At 69.6% G+C, this 15,086-nt stretch carries 17 protein-coding genes; 10 read left to right on the top strand and 7 right to left on the bottom strand.

All coding sequences use genetic code 11. From position 1 onward, the window contains the following. Positions 1-51: 51 nt before the first annotated feature. On the bottom strand, positions 52-2,742 hold the full coding sequence (gene acnA, locus AC1Q87_RS12150; RefSeq protein WP_492609182.1) for an aconitate hydratase AcnA: 2,691 nt from the start codon (positions 2,740-2,742) through the stop codon (positions 52-54). 210 nt (positions 2,743-2,952) lie between these two features. Here acnA and ccmA point away from each other — a divergent pair, with 210 nt between their 5' ends. Together ccmA and ccmB are read left to right on the top strand one after the other, a co-directional pair. Further along, on the top strand, positions 2,953-3,564 hold the full coding sequence (ccmA, locus tag AC1Q87_RS12145) for a heme ABC exporter ATP-binding protein CcmA (RefSeq protein ID WP_492609181.1): 612 nt from the start codon (positions 2,953-2,955) through the stop codon (positions 3,562-3,564). Beyond that, positions 3,561-4,226, top strand: a complete 666-nt coding sequence (ccmB, locus tag AC1Q87_RS12140) for a heme exporter protein CcmB (protein ID WP_492609180.1) — start codon at positions 3,561-3,563, stop codon at positions 4,224-4,226. The genes ccmA and ccmB overlap by 4 nt, the downstream gene beginning before the upstream one ends. 1 nt (position 4,227) lies before the next feature. On the opposite strand, the gene AC1Q87_RS12135 is transcribed toward ccmB, so the two are convergent. Continuing rightward, positions 4,228-4,683, bottom strand: a complete 456-nt coding sequence (locus AC1Q87_RS12135) for a nuclear transport factor 2 family protein (RefSeq protein ID WP_436059659.1) — start codon at positions 4,681-4,683, stop codon at positions 4,228-4,230. A gap of 171 nt (positions 4,684-4,854) precedes the next feature. Between AC1Q87_RS12135 and AC1Q87_RS12130 the strand changes: the two genes are divergently transcribed. From AC1Q87_RS12130 to AC1Q87_RS12105, 6 genes are all read left to right on the top strand, one after another. Beyond that, positions 4,855-5,355, top strand: a complete 501-nt coding sequence (locus tag AC1Q87_RS12130) for a Spy/CpxP family protein refolding chaperone (RefSeq protein ID WP_492609179.1) — start codon at positions 4,855-4,857, stop codon at positions 5,353-5,355. Between the two features lie 28 nt (positions 5,356-5,383). Beyond that, positions 5,384-5,974: a hypothetical protein gene (locus AC1Q87_RS12125; RefSeq protein ID WP_492609178.1), complete on the top strand. Its 591-nt coding sequence runs from the start codon at positions 5,384-5,386 to the stop codon at positions 5,972-5,974. After that, complete coding sequence (ccmC, locus tag AC1Q87_RS12120) at positions 5,971-6,699, top strand: heme ABC transporter permease CcmC (protein WP_492609177.1); 729 nt, start codon at positions 5,971-5,973, stop codon at positions 6,697-6,699. Before AC1Q87_RS12125 ends, ccmC begins: the two co-directional genes overlap by 4 nt. 4 nt (positions 6,700-6,703) lie before the next feature. Next, positions 6,704-6,847, top strand: a complete 144-nt coding sequence (gene ccmD / locus AC1Q87_RS12115; protein WP_492609176.1) for a heme exporter protein CcmD — start codon at positions 6,704-6,706, stop codon at positions 6,845-6,847. After that, positions 6,844-7,362, top strand: coding sequence for a DsbE family thiol:disulfide interchange protein (locus AC1Q87_RS12110; protein WP_492609175.1), 519 nt, complete (start codon positions 6,844-6,846; stop codon positions 7,360-7,362). The genes ccmD and AC1Q87_RS12110 overlap by 4 nt, the downstream gene beginning before the upstream one ends. Positions 7,363-7,425: 63 nt before the next feature. Next, entirely contained in the window at positions 7,426-7,668 is a 243-nt protein-coding gene (locus tag AC1Q87_RS12105; RefSeq protein ID WP_492609174.1) for a hypothetical protein, read from the top strand. A 131-nt stretch (positions 7,669-7,799) separates the two neighbouring features. On the opposite strand, the gene AC1Q87_RS12100 is transcribed toward AC1Q87_RS12105, so the two are convergent. The 3 genes from AC1Q87_RS12100 to ftsY all read right to left on the bottom strand — a co-directional run bounded on the left by AC1Q87_RS12100 (position 7,800) and on the right by ftsY (position 10,037). Then, entirely contained in the window at positions 7,800-8,390 is a 591-nt protein-coding gene (locus tag AC1Q87_RS12100) for a MarR family winged helix-turn-helix transcriptional regulator (protein WP_492609173.1), read from the bottom strand. Between the two features lie 106 nt (positions 8,391-8,496). Beyond that, a complete protein-coding gene (locus AC1Q87_RS12095; RefSeq protein WP_492609172.1) occupies positions 8,497-9,105 on the bottom strand; it encodes an inner membrane-spanning protein YciB in 609 nt (202 codons plus the stop codon). Continuing rightward, positions 9,102-10,037 carry a signal recognition particle-docking protein FtsY gene (ftsY, locus tag AC1Q87_RS12090; RefSeq protein WP_492609171.1) on the bottom strand — a complete coding sequence of 312 codons (936 nt, stop codon included), beginning with the start codon at positions 10,035-10,037 and terminating at the stop codon, positions 9,102-9,104. Before ftsY ends, AC1Q87_RS12095 begins: the two co-directional genes overlap by 4 nt. Positions 10,038-10,084: 47 nt before the next feature. Here ftsY and AC1Q87_RS12085 point away from each other — a divergent pair, with 47 nt between their 5' ends. Continuing rightward, on the top strand, positions 10,085-10,717 hold the full coding sequence (locus tag AC1Q87_RS12085; RefSeq protein ID WP_492609170.1) for a trimeric intracellular cation channel family protein: 633 nt from the start codon (positions 10,085-10,087) through the stop codon (positions 10,715-10,717). Position 10,718: 1 nt separating this feature from the next. Here the strand turns inward: AC1Q87_RS12085 and mtaB are convergent, their stop codons facing one another. Both mtaB and dapF read right to left on the bottom strand, forming a co-directional pair. Then, positions 10,719-12,011, bottom strand: a complete 1,293-nt coding sequence (gene mtaB / locus AC1Q87_RS12080) for a tRNA (N(6)-L-threonylcarbamoyladenosine(37)-C(2))-methylthiotransferase MtaB (protein ID WP_492609285.1) — start codon at positions 12,009-12,011, stop codon at positions 10,719-10,721. A gap of 32 nt (positions 12,012-12,043) precedes the next feature. Continuing rightward, the gene (gene dapF / locus AC1Q87_RS12075) at positions 12,044-12,871 is read right to left on the bottom strand and encodes a diaminopimelate epimerase (protein WP_492609169.1); all 828 of its coding nucleotides are present in this window, start codon (positions 12,869-12,871) and stop codon (positions 12,044-12,046) included. Between the two features lie 136 nt (positions 12,872-13,007). On the opposite strand from dapF, the gene AC1Q87_RS12070 reads away from it, so the two are divergent. After that, on the top strand, positions 13,008-15,014 hold the full coding sequence (locus AC1Q87_RS12070; protein WP_492609168.1) for a prolyl oligopeptidase family serine peptidase: 2,007 nt from the start codon (positions 13,008-13,010) through the stop codon (positions 15,012-15,014). Positions 15,015-15,086: the final 72 nt, after the last annotated feature.

Here is a 15,086-nt window from a genome sequence, read left to right as displayed (position 1 = left end):
CCCTCGAACGCGATGATCTACCCCTCTGCGTGAGAGAGGCAAACCAAGACTTTAGGCCGCCGAACCGCCGGCCAGGTTGCGCAGCACGTAGTTCAGCACGCCGCCGTTCTTGAAGTACTCAAGCTCGGTCGGGGTATCGATGCGGCAACGGACCGGGAAGCGGGCGATGCGGCCGTCCGACGGACGGTACATCTCGACGGTCAGCTGCTTGCGCGGGGCCAGCTCGGTGAGGCCGCGGATGGTCACGATCTCCTCGCCGGTCAGGCCCAGCTTCTGCCAGCCGTCTTGGGTGAACTGCAGCGGCAGCACGCCCATGCCGACCAGGTTCGAGCGGTGGATGCGCTCGAAGCTCTCGGCGATGACCGCGCGGACGCCCAGCAACTTGGTGCCCTTGGCCGCCCAGTCGCGCGACGAGCCGGTGCCGTATTCCTTGCCGGCGAAGACGACGGCCGGACGGCCCTCGGCCTGGTAGCGCATGGCCGCGTCGTAGATCGCCATCACGTCGCCCGACGGGAAGTGCTTGGTCACGCCGCCTTCGATTTCCGGGGTGATCTTGTTGCGGATCCGGATGTTGGCGAACGTGCCGCGCATCATGATCTCGTGGTTGCCGCGGCGCGCGCCGTAGGAGTTGAACTCCGTGGCGGGCACTTGGCGTTCACGCAGATAGACGCCGGCCGGCGAGGTCGCCTTGATCGAACCGGCCGGGCTGATGTGGTCGGTGGTGATCGAGTCGCCGAACACGCCGAGGATGCGGGCTTCGACGATGTCGGTGACCGGCTCCGGCTCCATCTTCATGTTCTGGAAGTACGGCGGGTTCTGCACGTAGGTCGAACCCATGTCCCAGGCGTAGGTCTGGCCGCCGGACACCTTGATGCCCTGCCAGTTCTTGTCGCCCTTGAACACGTCGGCGTAGCGGGTCGCGAACATCTTCTGGGTGACGTGCTTGCGCTGCAGCGTCGCGATCTCTTCCGAGGTCGGCCAGATGTCCTTCAGGAACACCGGATTGCCGTCCTTGCCTTCGCCGAGCGACTCGGTGGCCAGGTCGATGTTCATGTTCCCGGCCAGGGCGTAGGCGACCACCAGCGGCGGCGAGGCCAGGTAGTTGGCGCGGACGTCCTGGTTCACGCGGCCTTCGAAGTTACGGTTGCCCGAGAGCACCGAGCAGGCGACCAGGTCGTTGGCGTTGACCGCTTCGGCGATGGCTTCCGGCAGCGGGCCGGAGTTGCCGATGCAGGTGGTGCAGCCGTAGCCGACCAGATTGAAGCCGAGCGCGTCGAGCGACTTCGTCAGGCCGGCGGCCTTCAGGTAGTCGGTCACGACCTGCGAGCCGGGGGCCAGCGAGGTCTTCACCCACGGCTTCACCTTCAGGCCCTTTTCGACGGCCTTCTTGGCGACCAGGCCGGCGGCGATCAGCACCGAGGGGTTCGAGGTGTTGGTGCAGGAGGTGATCGCGGCGATCACGACGTCGCCGTTGCCGACGTCGAACTTCTCGCCGGCCACCGGCACGCGGGGCTCTTCACCCGACTTGCCGAAGTCCTTGGCCAGGGCGGCCTTGAATTCGGAAGCGGCGTCAGACAGCAGCACGCGGTCCTGCGGGCGCTTCGGGCCGGCCAGCGACGGCAGCACCGCGCCCAGGTCCAGCTCGAGGGCGTCGGTGAAGACCGGGTCGGCGTCGCCGACCTCGACCCACATGCCCTGCGCCTTGGCGTAGGCTTCGACCAGGTCGGCGCGGGCCGGATCACGGCCGGTGGCGCGCAGATAGTCGATGGTCGCCTTGGTGACCGGGAAGAAGCCACAGGTGGCGCCGTATTCCGGAGCCATGTTGGCGATCGTCGCCTGGTCTTCCAGGGTGAGGTTGGCCAGGCCCGGGCCGAAGAATTCGACGAACTTGCCGACCACGCCCTTCTTGCGGAGCATCTGGGTGACGGTCAGCACCAGGTCGGTCGCGGTCGCGCCGTCCGGCAGGTTGCCGGTCAGCTTGAAGCCGATGACTTCCGGGATCAGCATCGGGATCGGCTGGCCCAGCATGGCCGCCTCGGCCTCGATGCCGCCGACGCCCCAGCCCAGAACGGCCAGGCCGTTGATCATGGTGGTGTGCGAGTCGGTGCCGACGACGGTGTCCGGATAGGCGACCGAGGCGCCGTCCTCTTCGTTCAGCCACACGGTCTGGGCCAGGTACTCGAGGTTCACCTGGTGGCAGATGCCGGTGCCGGGGGGCACGACGCGGAAGTTGTTGAAGGCCGACGAGCCCCAGCGCAGGAAGCGGTAGCGCTCGATGTTGCGCTCGTACTCGCGCTCGACGTTCTCGCCGAAGGCCTTGGCGGTGCCGAAGTGGTCGACCATCACCGAGTGGTCGATGACCAGGTCGACCGGGTTGAGCGGGTTGATCTTCTCGGGGTCGGCGCCGAGGCTGGTCATGGCGTCGCGCATGGCGGCCAGGTCGACGACGGCCGGAACGCCGGTGAAGTCCTGCATCAGCACGCGCGCGGGGCGGAAGCTGATCTCGTGTTCGACGGCGCCCTTGTTGTCGATCCAGGCGGCCAGAGCCTTCAGGTCGTCGGCGCCGACGGTCGTGCCGTCTTCGTTGCGCAGCAGGTTCTCGAGAAGGACCTTCATCGAGACGGGCAGGCGCCCCACGTTCGAAAGACCGGCTTCCTCTGCGGCGCGAAGGCTGTAGTAGACGTAGGTCTTGTCGCCGACGACCAGTTCGCGGCGGGTCTTCAGGCTGTCGTTAGACGCCATATCAGGGATCCTTCCTCTGTTCTCGGCCGCTCTTGGACCACTTCGGGGATCGCGCGCTTTTCGGGGCGGACACACAGCGTTCGTCCCAGCGCCGCGTACGCCCCCCAAGGTGGCGACGGCCGCGCGCGTCATAGACCCTGATTTCCTAACCGTCCATGCAGGGCGGGGCATTTCCTCGCTACCTGAGAATCACCCGCAAGGAGCCGGCGCGTGATCGAGGCGCTGGTGATCGAAAATCTGGCGCTCCAGCGCGGCGGAAGGCTTTTGTTTTCGGGACTTAGCTTCGAACTCCCGGCCGGGCGGGCCGCGGCGCTGATCGGCCGCAACGGGGCCGGCAAGACCAGCCTGCTGCGGGCTATCGCCGGGCTCGTGCCTCTGGAGGCCGGCGCCGTCCGGTTCGGGTCGCTGGACCCCGTCGACGCCCGCGCCGAGCACGTCCATCTGGCCGGACACCAGGACGGCCAGAAGCCGGCCCGCACCGCCTGGGAGGAGCTGGCCTTCTGGGCGCGCTGGAACGGGGCCGGCGAATCGGCCGCCCGCGAGGCGGCCGCCCGGCTGGACCTGACCCGGTTGCTGGACCTGGAGGTGCGACGGCTGTCGGCCGGCCAGCGCCGGCGGCTGTCTCTGGCCCGGCTGCTGGCCGCGCCGCGGTCGCTCTGGCTGCTCGACGAGCCGCTCAGCCCGCTCGACGCCGACTGGCGCGCCCGCTTCGGCGAGATCATGCGCGAGCACCTGGCCGGCGGCGGCCTGATCGTAGCGGCCGTGCACGATCCGTTGCCGATCCCGGCGCTCGCCGTCGAGATCGGGGAGACCGCGCCATGAACCGCGCCATGGCGCTGTTGTCGCGCGAGGCGGCCCTGGCCTGGGGCCGGGGGGGCGGCCCGATGGTGTCGCTGGCCTTCTATGGCGGGGTCGCCACCCTGTTGCCGCTGGCCACCGGACCGGAGCCGGCGCGGCTGGCCGCGATCGCCCCCGGCGCCGCCTGGGTGGCGCTAGCGCTCGCCGCCCTGCTCTCGCTCGACCGGCTGTTCGAGCGCGACTACGAGGACGGCGCGCTCGATCTGCTGACCCTGTCGTCCGTGCCGCTGGAAATCGCCTGCGCGATCAAGTGCCTGGGACAGTGGCTGGCCACCGCCGCGCCGCTGGCCTTCGCCGCCCCGGTCGCGGCCATCGCGCTGGGCGCCAAGCCGCATCTGACGCCTCTGATCTTCGCCTGCGCGCTGATGGGGGGCCTGGCCTTCGCCTTCGTCGGCGGGATCGGCGCGGCGCTCAGCCTGGGCGCGCGCCGCGGCGGCCTGCTGACCGCGGTGATCGTGCTGCCGCTGTTCGTGCCGCCGGTGATCTTCGGCGGCGGGGCGCTGGACGCCTTCGCCGGCGGCCTGCCGTGGCGGGCCGGGTTCGCGCTGCTGGCGGCCTATGCGGCGGCGGCCGTGGCGCTCGGCCCGATCGCCATGGCCGCGGCCTGCCGCAACGCGCTGAGCTAGCCTAGTCGGTGACGGCCGGCTGCGGCTTGGGCTGCCACATGGCGTTGACGATCACCCAGCGGTCGCCGAACCGGCCGAGGTGGAAATAGTCGACGAACCAGGGCGTCTCGACCCGCGCGACGGCGACGTCGCCGGCGATGTCGAGCACCTTGACCGAGCGGCTCCACTGCTCGCGCGGCGTCTTCAGCACCCCGCGGCGGGTCAGGTCGACGAGTTCCTCCTTGCTCATCCGGCGCAGGCCCAGCGCCTCGTCCGGGGTCGGTTTCACCGCCCGCTTGGCGAGGTCGGGATGCAGCGAGCGCGCGACGCGGTCGGCGTCGCCCTCCAGTTGGCCGTCGACATAGTCGTAGGCGGTCGCCTCGATCTTGCGCACCGCGACCTCGTCGAGATCGGCCGCCAGGGCCGGTCCGCCCGCCAGGACGCAGGTCGCCGCCAGGCCCGCGAAAAGCTTGCGCATGAGTTCCATCTCCATGTTGCGCTGGGGCGCAGCCCCCGAAAGCCACGCGGCGTGTAATCGAACCAGCAGAACCGCTTGCAGCATTGTCGACGAAAAGCCGTGCGGCCGCGACGGACTTCACCAACCGCGCCGTTGAAGGGTCAGAGGGGCGGCAATCGGAGCATTTGACCTATGACCTTCAAGAAACTCGCGCCCGTCGCGCTCGGCGGCGTCCTGCTGACCGGCCTGATGGCCTCCGCCAGCGTCGCCCAGCAACCGCCGCCCGCCGCCGCGCCCGGCCAGCCGCGCGACGGCCGCGGCGAGTGGCGCCGTGCGGACCCGGAAGCGATGGCGGCGCGCCGCGCCGAGCACCTGCGCGCGGCGCTGCAACTGCGGCCCGACCAGGAGCCGGCGCTGAAGGCGTTCCTCGACGCCGGCAAGCCCGCTGTCCGCCCGGCCCCGGGCGATCGCGCCGCCATGGGCCAGATGAGCACGCCCCAGCGGCTGGACGCCCAGCGGACGCGGATGACCGAGCGGCTGGCCCGCTTCGATCAACGGGCCGCGGCGACCAAGAAGTTCTACGCCCAGCTGAGCCCCGCCCAGCAGAAGGCCTTCGACACGCTCGCCCCGCGCGGCCCCGGCAAGGGCATGGGCAAGGGCGGCCGCGGCGGCCACGGACCGCAGCGCGGCTAGGCCGCTCTCGTGCTAAAAGGGACGGGCGATGCTGTTCAAGGCGCCCGTCCTGGCGGCCATCGTGGAAGGCAGGGTCGACCTGGCCTTCCGTCGATGGCGCAAGCCGACCGTCAAGGCCGGCGGGACCCTGACCACGCCGGTCGGGGTGCTGGCGATCGACGAGATCGCGATCGTCGCGCCGGACGCCATCAGCGAGGCCGACGCCGTGCGGGCCGGCTACGCATCGGCGGCGCAGGCCCTGGCCGCCCTCGAGGGCGAAGCCCCCATCCACCGCATCGCCTTCCGCCTGATCGGCGAGGACCCGCGCCGGGCCCTGCGGCTGGATGTCTCTGGCGCGGCGCTGGACGAGATCGAGGCGCGGCTGGCCCGGCTCGACGCCCGCGGCCCCTGGACGGGCGCGGTGTTGGACCTGATCGCCGCCCACCCCGGCGTGCGCGCGCCCGACCTCGCCGCCCGGCTCGGCCGCGAGACGCTCGGCTTCAAGACCGACGTGCGCAAGCTGAAGGCGCTTGGCCTGACCGAGAGCCTCGAGGTCGGCTACCGGCTGTCGCCCCGCGGCCAGGCTTTGCGCACGCGCCGCTTGCAGCAAGGGTCGCCCGAGGCTAAGCCGCAGGCATGATCCCGGCGCCGGCCTTTCTGTCGAATCCCGAGCGGTTCATGGCCTTTTCCCGCTGGGCCGCTCCGATGTTCGGCGCCATCGCCGTCGTCCTGGCGCTAGCCGGCCTCTGGCTCGGCTTCACCGCGCCGGAAGACTACCAGCAGGGCGACACCGTCCGGCTGATGTTCATCCACGTGCCGGCCTCCTGGATGAGCATGTTCGTCTATGCCTGCCTGGCGGTGGCGAGCTTCCTCGCCCTGGTCTTCCGCCACGCCCTGGCCGATGCGGCCGCCCGCGCCGCCGCGCCGCTGGGCGCGGCCTTCACTTTCATGGCGCTGTTCACCGGCTCGCTCTGGGGCCGGCCGATGTGGGGCACCTGGTGGCAGTGGGACGCGCGGATGACCTCGGTGCTGGTGCTGTTCCTGGTCTACCTCGCCTACATGGCGCTGCGCGCCTCGCTGGACGACGAGACCAAGGCCGCCCGCGCCTGCGCGATCCTGGCCCTGGTGGGGGCGGTGAACCTGCCGGTGATCAAGTTCTCGGTCGACTGGTGGAACACTCTGCACCAGGGCGCCTCGGTGTTCCGCGCCGACGGCCCGGCCATGACCAACGACTATCTGTGGCCGCTGCTGCTGATGGGCCTGGCCTACATGTCGGCCTTCGGCTCGCTGTGGCTGGTCGGCATCCGCGCCCAGGTCTGGCGCCGCCGCGCCGAGGCCGCCGCCCTGCGCGCGGCGAGAGGATAATCCGATGCTCGATCTCGACGCCGGCAAGTACGCGATCTTCGTGTGGCCGGCCTATGGCCTGACGGCTCTCGTGTTCATCGGCATGATCGTCTTCACCCTGCGCCAGTCGCACCTCTGGCGTCGCCGCGCCGAGCAGGACGGCAAGTGAACCGCACCCTCGCCTTCCTGCCGCTGGCCGCGCTGCTGGCGCTCGGCCTGCTGTTTGGCCTCTATTCCCTCAAGCGCGATCCCCAGGTTCAGCCCGACGCCCTGGTCGGCAAGCCGCTGCCCGAGCTGACGCTGCCGGCGCTCGACACCGGCCGGCCCGTGCGGCTGCACGACGCCGCCCAGCCGGCCCCGGTGCTGGTCAACATCTTCGCCTCGTGGTGCGCCCCTTGCGAGATCGAGCACCCGGTGCTCGTCAACCTCAAGAAGCAGGGCGTGCGCATCGTCGGCGTCGCCTACAAGGACGCGCCGGAGAACACCAAGGCCTTCATCGGCCGGCTCGGCGACCCCTATTCCGAGCGCCTGGTCGACCGCGACGGTCGGGCCGGCATCGACCTCGGCGTCACCGGCGTGCCCGAGACCTATCTGGTCGGGCCTGGCGGGACGATCCTGGCCAAGCACACCGGACCGCTCACCCCGGAAAAAGCGCGCGAGCTACTGGCCAAGGCGCCGCGTTAACCAATCCTTGAGGCGGCGCAACGAAACCTCGCCAAGGTTCCGTTAACCATAGTTGCGCCGCCCGTGAGCACGATCCGCCCGCCGATCTTCCCGACGCCCCAGCCGCAGGCCCAGCCCACGGCGCCGGCGCGCAACAGCGCCCAGCAGGCGTTCTTCGCCGCGGCGTTGGGCCGTCCGGCGGCCGCCCCGACGCAGGCTCAGCCGCAGGCTCCCGCCGCGCCGGTCCAGCGCATGCCCGCTTCTTTGCCGGCCGACCCGCCGCAGAAGATCCTGCGCCCCGGTTCGATCCTCGACATTCGAGTTTGAGACGAGGCGCTCATCCCGGCGAAAGCCGGGACCCAAGCTGAATCACAAGCAAACCAGCAACGCCCGACATTGCCGAACGCCCCATGGGGCCCGGCTTTCGCCGGGATGAGCGGATGGGAAAAGCCGGCCGCTCAGGCGGCCTTCTTGAGCTTCTTTTTCTTGGATTTGTCGGCCTTGTCGGCCTTGGCCTTCTTCGGCTTCTCGGCCTTGTCCGCCTTGGACTTCTTGGTCGGCGCGGCGATCGGCACCGGCGCGGCGGACGCCTCGTCGGCGGCGCGGATCAGATCGCGCAGGCCCGTCGTCAGCGCCTCGCGCTTGGCCGTCGACAGCAGCCGCAGCAGCCGCGCATCCGCCGCCGCCATCTTCGGCTTCGCCTCGGCCAGGGCCAGGCGTCCGGCTTGCGTCAGGCTGACCGCGTTGGCGCGGGCGTCAGAGGTCGAGCGCTGGCGCTCCAGCAGGCCCTTGACGATCATCCGCGCGACCATGTCGGCCAGGGTCGAGCGATCGATGCCGGTGGTCCGCACAAGGTCGGTCTGGGTCAGGCCCTCATAGGCCTCGACCGCCGCCAGCACCGCGTACTGCCGTTGGGTGACGCCGCCCTCGCCCTGCTCGTCTGCGTAGATGTCGAGCGCGAGCTGCAACGCCCGATGCAGCAGATGGCTGGGCGATTTCTCAAGGGCCGGCAGACCCTTCTTCTTGTCCTGGGATTTCGACTTGGCCATCCGGTTCCACCCCCGCCTGTCGACACGCCTGGACGCTACCGGCGTACGGTGTCGATTTGACGACACATGGTCAGTGGACGGCGCCGGCGCCAGGGGCGCCGAAAAGCTATTCGACGTGGGGCGGCGGCGGTTCGTCGGTCTTGGCGTACTTCATCATCAGCGGGACCTGGGCGAAGCCGAACAGCACCGTGAGGATCAGCAGGCCCGGGAAGCGGAACACCACCCAGACGTCGTCGGGCTGAGTGCGCCAGACGAACTCGTTCAACGCCGCCAGCGCCAGGAAGAACAGGCCGTAGTTCAGGGTCAGCTTGCGCCAGCCCACGTCGGGCATCTTCACCGCGTCGCCCAGCAGCAGCTTCAGCGGGTTCTTGCGCAGGATCAGCCCGCCCAGCAGCACCACGCCGAACAAGCTGTTCATCACCGTCGGCTTCAGCTTCACGAAGCGGACGTCGTGGAAGAACAGCGTCAGGCCGCCGAACACCAAGGCGGCGCCGCCGGCGATCAGCGGGAACGGCGCGATGCGCTTTTCGAACACGAACCCGACCACGAGGCCCAGCACCGAACCGCCGACCAGCCACCAGGTCGCCTGAACCAGGGCCTCCTGTGAGGTCATGCCGCCGCCGCGGTTGAGGAAAAAGCCGATCAGGAACGCGACCAGACCGCCGTAGTCGACGACGCCGCGGACCCACTTACGTGCGCTGGGGGAAAGCTTCATGCCTCGTCGAGCCCGACCAGGGTGCGAGCGAAGGCGCGCGCCTTGAACGGCTGGAGATCGTCGATCCCCTCGCCCACGCCAATGAGCTTGATGGGGCTGTCGGACGCCTGAGCCACCGGCACCAGCACGCCGCCGCGGGCCGTGCCGTCCAGCTTGGTCATGACGATGCCCGACACCCCGATCTGGTTGCCGAAGATGTTCTCCTGGGCCAGCGCGTTGCGGCCGACGGTGGCGTCCAGCACCAGCAGGGTCTCGTGCGGCGCGTCGGGTTCGACCTTCTTGACCACCCGGATGACCTTGAGCAGCTCGTCCATTAGGCCCTGCTTGTTCTGCAGGCGGCCGGCGGTGTCGATCAGCACCACGTCATAACCCTCGGCCTTGGCCCGCTCGACCGCGTCGAAGGCCAGGCCCGCCGCGTCCGAGCCGGTGGGCCGCGACATGAAGTCGGCGCCCGCGCGCTCGGCCCAGACCTTCAGCTGCTCGACCGCCGCGGCGCGGAAGGTATCGCCGGCGACGACCAGCACCTTGGCCCCGCGGCCGACCAGGTCGGCGGCGATCTTGCCGAGGGTCGTGGTCTTGCCCGAGCCGTTGACGCCGATGAACATCACCACATAGGGCCGCGCGCCGTTCAGCGGCGTGAACTCGCCCTCGCGGCTTTCCAGCTCGGCGCCGATGGCTTCGGCCAGGGCTTCCTTGATTTCCTGCTCGTCGACGCTCTTGCCGAACTTCTCCTCGGCGAAGCGCTGGGTGATGCGCGCAGCCGAATGCGGGCCGAGATCGGCCTCGATCAGCATCTCTTCCAGCTCGTCGAGCTTGGCTTGGTCCAGCGGCTGCTTGGTGAAGGTGGAGACCACCTGTTCCGTCATCTGTTTCGACGAGCGAGACAGCCCGGCGGTCAGACGTTGGAACCAGCCCTTCTTCGGTTCGGTCATGGGCCGCTTCTAGCTCGTCAAAGGGTTGCGCGATAGAGGATGCAGGCATGGACGCGCTCGCCACCGCCTTCGCCTGGTTCGACTACGCCGCCGTCGCCGTCTTCGGCGCCACCGGGGCGCTGGCCGCCGCCCAGCGCAAGCACGACATCGTCACCTTCGCCTTCTTCGCCGCGGTCACCGGGGTCGGCGGCGGCACCCTGCGCGACCTGCTGCTCGACGCCCCGGTGTTCTGGGTCGGACGGCCCGACTACATGATCGTCTGTGTCGCCGCCGCGCTGGCGGTCTGGGTGTTCGGCACCGGCAGCGCGCGGCTGAAGGTGCTGCTGTGGTTCGACGCCCTGGGCATGGCGGCCTACAGCGTGGTCGGCGCCGCCAAGGCGCTGTCGCTCGGCGCGCCGCCGTTCTCGGCCCTGGTGATGGGAGTGCTGACCGCCTGCTTCGGCGGCATCATCCGCGACGTCCTGGCCAACGAACCGTCGGTGCTGCTGCGGCGCGAGCTCTATGTCAGCTGCGCGTTGATCGGGGCGGCGATCTACGTGGTGCTGGACGCGCTGGGCCTTCGCGACATCTGGACCGGCCTGCTCGGCTTCGCCGCGGCCTTCGCGGTGCGGGCCGGGGCGATCCGCTACGGCTGGACGCTGCCGGCGTTTCCAGGTCGCGGAAGCCCGCCCGGCGCCTGAGCTATTCCGCCGCCTGCAAGGTCTGCACTCGGGCCAGCGCCTTGCCGCCGTCGTGGCCGTGGACGGCGAGCGCCGCCACCGAGCCGACCGCCGCCTCGCCTTCGAAGGCGATCTCGGTGAAGTCCTCGGCCCGCGCCACGCCCGGGCGTTCGACCAGGCCCAGCAGGGTGCGGCCGACCTGGCGATCCAGGTGGCGGACCAGCGCCGCCTCGCCGGCCGCGCGCAAGCGTGCGGCGCGGGCCTTGATCACCGGCCGCTGCAGCTGCGGCATCCGCGCCGCGGGGGTGCCGGGGCGCGGGCTGAACGGAAAGACGTGCAGGAACGAGAGCTGCGCCTGCTCGACCAGCGCCAGAGTGTTCTCGAACATCTCGTCGGTCTCGGTCGGGAAGCCGGCGATCAGGTCGGCGCCGAAGGCGATGTCGGGGCGCACGGCGCGCACGTCGGCGACCAGCTTCAGGGCGTCGGTGCGATTGTGCCGGCGCTTCATGCGCTTGAGGATCATGTCGTCGCCGGCCTGCAGCGACAGGTGCAGGTAGGGCATAAGCCGGCGATCTTCCGCCAGCACGCGCATGAGATCCGGATCGATCTCTGCGGCGTCGATCGACGACAGCCGCAACCGCGGCAGATCCGGGACCAGCTTCAGGATCCGCGCCACAAGCTGGCCCAGCGTCGGCTGGCCCGGCAGGTCGGCGCCCCAGCTGGTCACGTCGACGCCGGTCAACACCACTTCCTGATAGCCCTGGGCGGCCAGCTTGCGGACCTGTTCGACCACCTCGCCGGCCGGGGCCGAGCGCGAGTTTCCGCGGCCATAGGGAATGATGCAGAAGGTGCAGCGGTGATCGCAGCCGTTCTGGACCTCGACATAGGCGCGGGCGCGGTCCTTCAGCCCGTCGATCAGGTGACCGGCGGTCTCGCGCACGCTCATGATGTCGTTGACGCGGACCTTGCCCTCGGGGATCCGGTCGGCATAGGCGCCGGCCTGGGACTTTTCGGCGTTGCCGAGCACGAGGTCGACCTCGGCCATCGCTGCGAAGGCGGCCGGATCGATCTGGGCCGCGCAGCCGGTGACGATCAGCTTGGCGTCAGGGTTCTCGCGCCGCGCCTTGCGGATCGCCTGGCGCGCCTGGCGCACAGCCTCGTTGGTCACCGCGCAGGTGTTGAAGACGATGGCGTTTTCCAACCCGTCTTCGGCGGCGCGCGCGCGGATGACTTCGCTCTCATAGGCGTTCAGGCGGCAGCCGAAGGTGACGATGTCGACGCCGCCGGCGTCGGCGCGCGCGGTGTGCGGCGTCAGCTCGAAATCCTGGAGGGCGTCGTGGTCGTGGCTCACGGCAGGGTTCCGGTGAAATCGACCTGGGCGGGCCCGGTCATGATCACATGGCCGTCGTTCTCGCGCCACTCGATGACCAATTCGCCGCCGTCCAGCACCAGCGTCGCCTTGCGGTCGACCAAGCCGCGGCGGAACGAGGCGACCAGCGCCGCGCAGGCGCCGGTGCCGCAAGCCTTGGTCAGGCCGGCGCCGCGTTCCCAGACCTTCAGGCGGATGCGGTCGCGGGCGACGATCTGGGCGAAGCCGACATTGACCCCCTCGGGGAACAGCCGGTGATGCTCGATCATCGGGCCGACCTGCACCACCGGCGCGGTCTCCACGTCCGGCACGAAGAACACCACGTGCGGATTGCCCATCGAGACGCAGCCGGGCGTGTGCAGGATCGGGTCGTCGATCGGGCCGACCTGCAGCTCTATGCCGCGGGTGTCCATCTCCTCTTCCAGCGGGATCTGCCGCCAGTCGAGGCCCGGCTCGCCCATGTCGACGCTGACGATCTTGTCGCCGGCGCGGGTCGCGGTCAGCAGTCCGCCCTGGGTCTCGATCACCGCCTGGTCGGCGCCGGTGGCCTCCATCAGCAGCCAGCCGACGCAGCGGCTGGCGTTGCCGCAGGCCCCGACCTCGTCGCCGTCGGCGTTCCAGAACCGCACGCGAGCGTCAGCTTTCGCCGACGGCTCTATAGAAACCAGCTGATCGCAGCCGACGCCGGACTGGCGATCGGCGATCGCGCGCACCTCCGCCGCAGTGGGCGCGAAGGGGGCGGTGCGGGCCTCGACCACGACGAAGTCGTTGCCGAGCCCGTTCATCTTCAAGAACGGACGGCTCATGGCCGGGGCTATATAGGCGAGAAACGGCCCGTGATCACCTTGCACGAGACAGGTTCCGGCTTGGCCGTTATGCGTAACGGCCATGAAAGTTGTTACAGCGGCGCTCGCAGGCGCTCTTCTTACCGCTCCGGCGGCCTTGGCTCAGACCGCGCCCGCCGACCCGTTCATCTGGCTCGAAGACATCGACAGCCCCCGCGCCATGGCCTGGGTCGAGGCCCAGAACGCCAAGACCCTGGCGCGGCTGGAGGGCGACGCCCGTTACCAGACCTTCCTTGGCGAAGGCCGCGCGATCTTCACCGCCACCGACCGCATTCCGAAGCCCGACTTCCGGGCCGGCGGGGTCGACAACTTCTGGCAGGACGCGACCAACACCCACGGGGTCTGGCGCCATGCGAGCCTGGCCTCGTATCGCACCGCCGCCCCGGCCTGGGACGTGGTGCTGGACATCGACAGGCTGGCCAAGGACGAGGGCCGCAACTGGTTCTGGAAGGGCGCGACCTGCCTGAAGCCGGACGAGACGCTCTGCCTGGTGCGGCTGTCGAACGGCGGCGGCGACGCGGTCGAACTGCGCGAGTACGACACCGTCTCCAAGACCTTCGTCGAGGGCGGCTTCCGCTCGCCCGAGGGCAAGCAGGGCGCCGAGTGGATCGACCGCGACACCCTGGTCGCCTGGCGCGAATGGACGCCAGGCGAGGTCACCGCCTCGGGCTACGCCAACGTCGTCAAGATCCTCAAGCGCAGCGGCGAAGCGATCGAGATCTTCCGCGGCGAGAAGACCGACGTCTGGGCCAACGCCAGCGTGCTGCGCGGCGAGGGCGGCAAGACCGACGGCGTGCTGATCCAGCGCGGCCTGACCTTCTTCGAGTCCGACTACTCGCTCTATTTCGATGGCCGCCTGACCCCGGTCCCGCTGCCGAAGAAGGCCCAGTTCCAGGCCTATGTCGACGGACGGATGATCTTCACCCTGCAGGAGGCCTGGAACGGCTTCGGCAATGGGGCGCTGATCGCCTATGACCCCAAGAACGTGGCCGCCAAGCCGGAGCTGGTCTTCCAGCCGGGCCCGCGCCAGGCGATCCAGACCGTCACCGACACCAAGGGCCTGCTGGCGGTCGAGCTGCTGGAGGACGTCAAGGGCGCGGTCGACGTCTATGACCTGAAGAACGGCAAGTGGACCGCGCGGCGCCTGGCCCTGCCCAAGGGCGAGACGCTGTCGATCATCTCCACCTCGGGCAATGACGACCAGCTGTTCGTCGGGGCGGAGGGCTTCCTGACCCCATCCAGCCTGTGGCTGGCCGACGGCGCCACCGGCAAGGCGCAGAAGCTGAAGTCGCTGCCGGCCCGTTTCGACGCCAGCAAGGACCAGGTCGACCAGTTCTGGGCGACCTCGTCCGACGGGACCAAGATCCCCTACTTCGTGGTCCGCCCGAAGGCCGCCAAGCTGGACGGGTCGATCCCGACCATCATGTACGGCTACGGCGGCTTCGAGGTCGCCAAGCCGCCGATCTACATCCCCGAGATGGGCAAGATCTGGCTGGAGCGAGGCGGCGCCTATGTGATCGCCAACATCCGCGGCGGCGGCGAGTTCGGCCCGGCCTGGCACCAGTCCGTGCTGCGCGAAAAGCGCCAACTGGCCTTCGACGATTTCGCCGCGGTCGCCCGCGACCTGGAGGCGCGCAAGATCACCTCGCCCCGCCGACTCGGCATCTACGGCCGCTCGAACGGCGGGGTGCTGACCACCGTCTCGCTGACCCAGCATCCGGAACTCTGGAACGCCGTCGTCGTCGAGAGCCCGCTGGTCGACATGCTGCGCTACCACAAGCTCTCGGCCGGGGCCTCGTGGATCGGCGAGTACGGCGATCCGGACGTGGCCGAGGACTACGCCTTCATCGCCAAGTACGACGGCTATCTGAACCTAAAGCCCGGCCAGAAATACCCTGAGCCCTACATCACCACGAACACGCGCGACGACCGTGTGCACCCCGGCCACGCGCGCAAGTTCGCGGCGAAGATGGAGGCGCTGGGCTACCCCTACCTCTATTTCGAGAACACCTTCGGCGGGCACTCGAACGACGCCGACCCGGAGATGAACGCCAAGCGCTGGGCCCGGCACTATGTGTACCTGGCCCAGAAGCTGATGGATTGAGACGCTAGATCCTCCCCTCGTGGGGAGGTGGATCGGCGCGAAGCGCCGAGACGGAGGGGGACCGTTCTTCGA

The organism is Phenylobacterium sp. GW823-FHT02A09 (genome assembly GCF_058797775.1).
This window is presented reverse-complemented; position numbering and strand designations above follow the sequence as displayed.

What these genes read in the sequence shown, in the direction of transcription:
- acnA (WP_492609182.1), bottom strand. Translation starts at nt 2,742, where the DNA reads ATGGCGTCTAACGACAGCCTGAAGACCCGCCGCGAACTGGTCGTCGGC.
- ccmB (WP_492609180.1), top strand. Translation starts at nt 3,561, where the DNA reads ATGAACCGCGCCATGGCGCTGTTGTCGCGCGAGGCGGCCCTGGCCTGG.
- AC1Q87_RS12135 (WP_436059659.1), bottom strand. Translation starts at nt 4,683, where the DNA reads ATGCGCAAGCTTTTCGCGGGCCTGGCGGCGACCTGCGTCCTGGCGGGC.
- AC1Q87_RS12130 (WP_492609179.1), top strand. Translation starts at nt 4,855, where the DNA reads ATGACCTTCAAGAAACTCGCGCCCGTCGCGCTCGGCGGCGTCCTGCTG.
- AC1Q87_RS12125 (WP_492609178.1), top strand. Translation starts at nt 5,384, where the DNA reads ATGCTGTTCAAGGCGCCCGTCCTGGCGGCCATCGTGGAAGGCAGGGTC.
- ccmC (WP_492609177.1), top strand. Translation starts at nt 5,971, where the DNA reads ATGATCCCGGCGCCGGCCTTTCTGTCGAATCCCGAGCGGTTCATGGCC.
- ccmD (WP_492609176.1), top strand. Translation starts at nt 6,704, where the DNA reads ATGCTCGATCTCGACGCCGGCAAGTACGCGATCTTCGTGTGGCCGGCC.
- AC1Q87_RS12100 (WP_492609173.1), bottom strand. Translation starts at nt 8,390, where the DNA reads ATGGCCAAGTCGAAATCCCAGGACAAGAAGAAGGGTCTGCCGGCCCTT.
- AC1Q87_RS12095 (WP_492609172.1), bottom strand. Translation starts at nt 9,105, where the DNA reads ATGAAGCTTTCCCCCAGCGCACGTAAGTGGGTCCGCGGCGTCGTCGAC.
- ftsY (WP_492609171.1), bottom strand. Translation starts at nt 10,037, where the DNA reads ATGACCGAACCGAAGAAGGGCTGGTTCCAACGTCTGACCGCCGGGCTG.
- AC1Q87_RS12085 (WP_492609170.1), top strand. Translation starts at nt 10,085, where the DNA reads ATGGACGCGCTCGCCACCGCCTTCGCCTGGTTCGACTACGCCGCCGTC.
- dapF (WP_492609169.1), bottom strand. Translation starts at nt 12,871, where the DNA reads ATGAGCCGTCCGTTCTTGAAGATGAACGGGCTCGGCAACGACTTCGTC.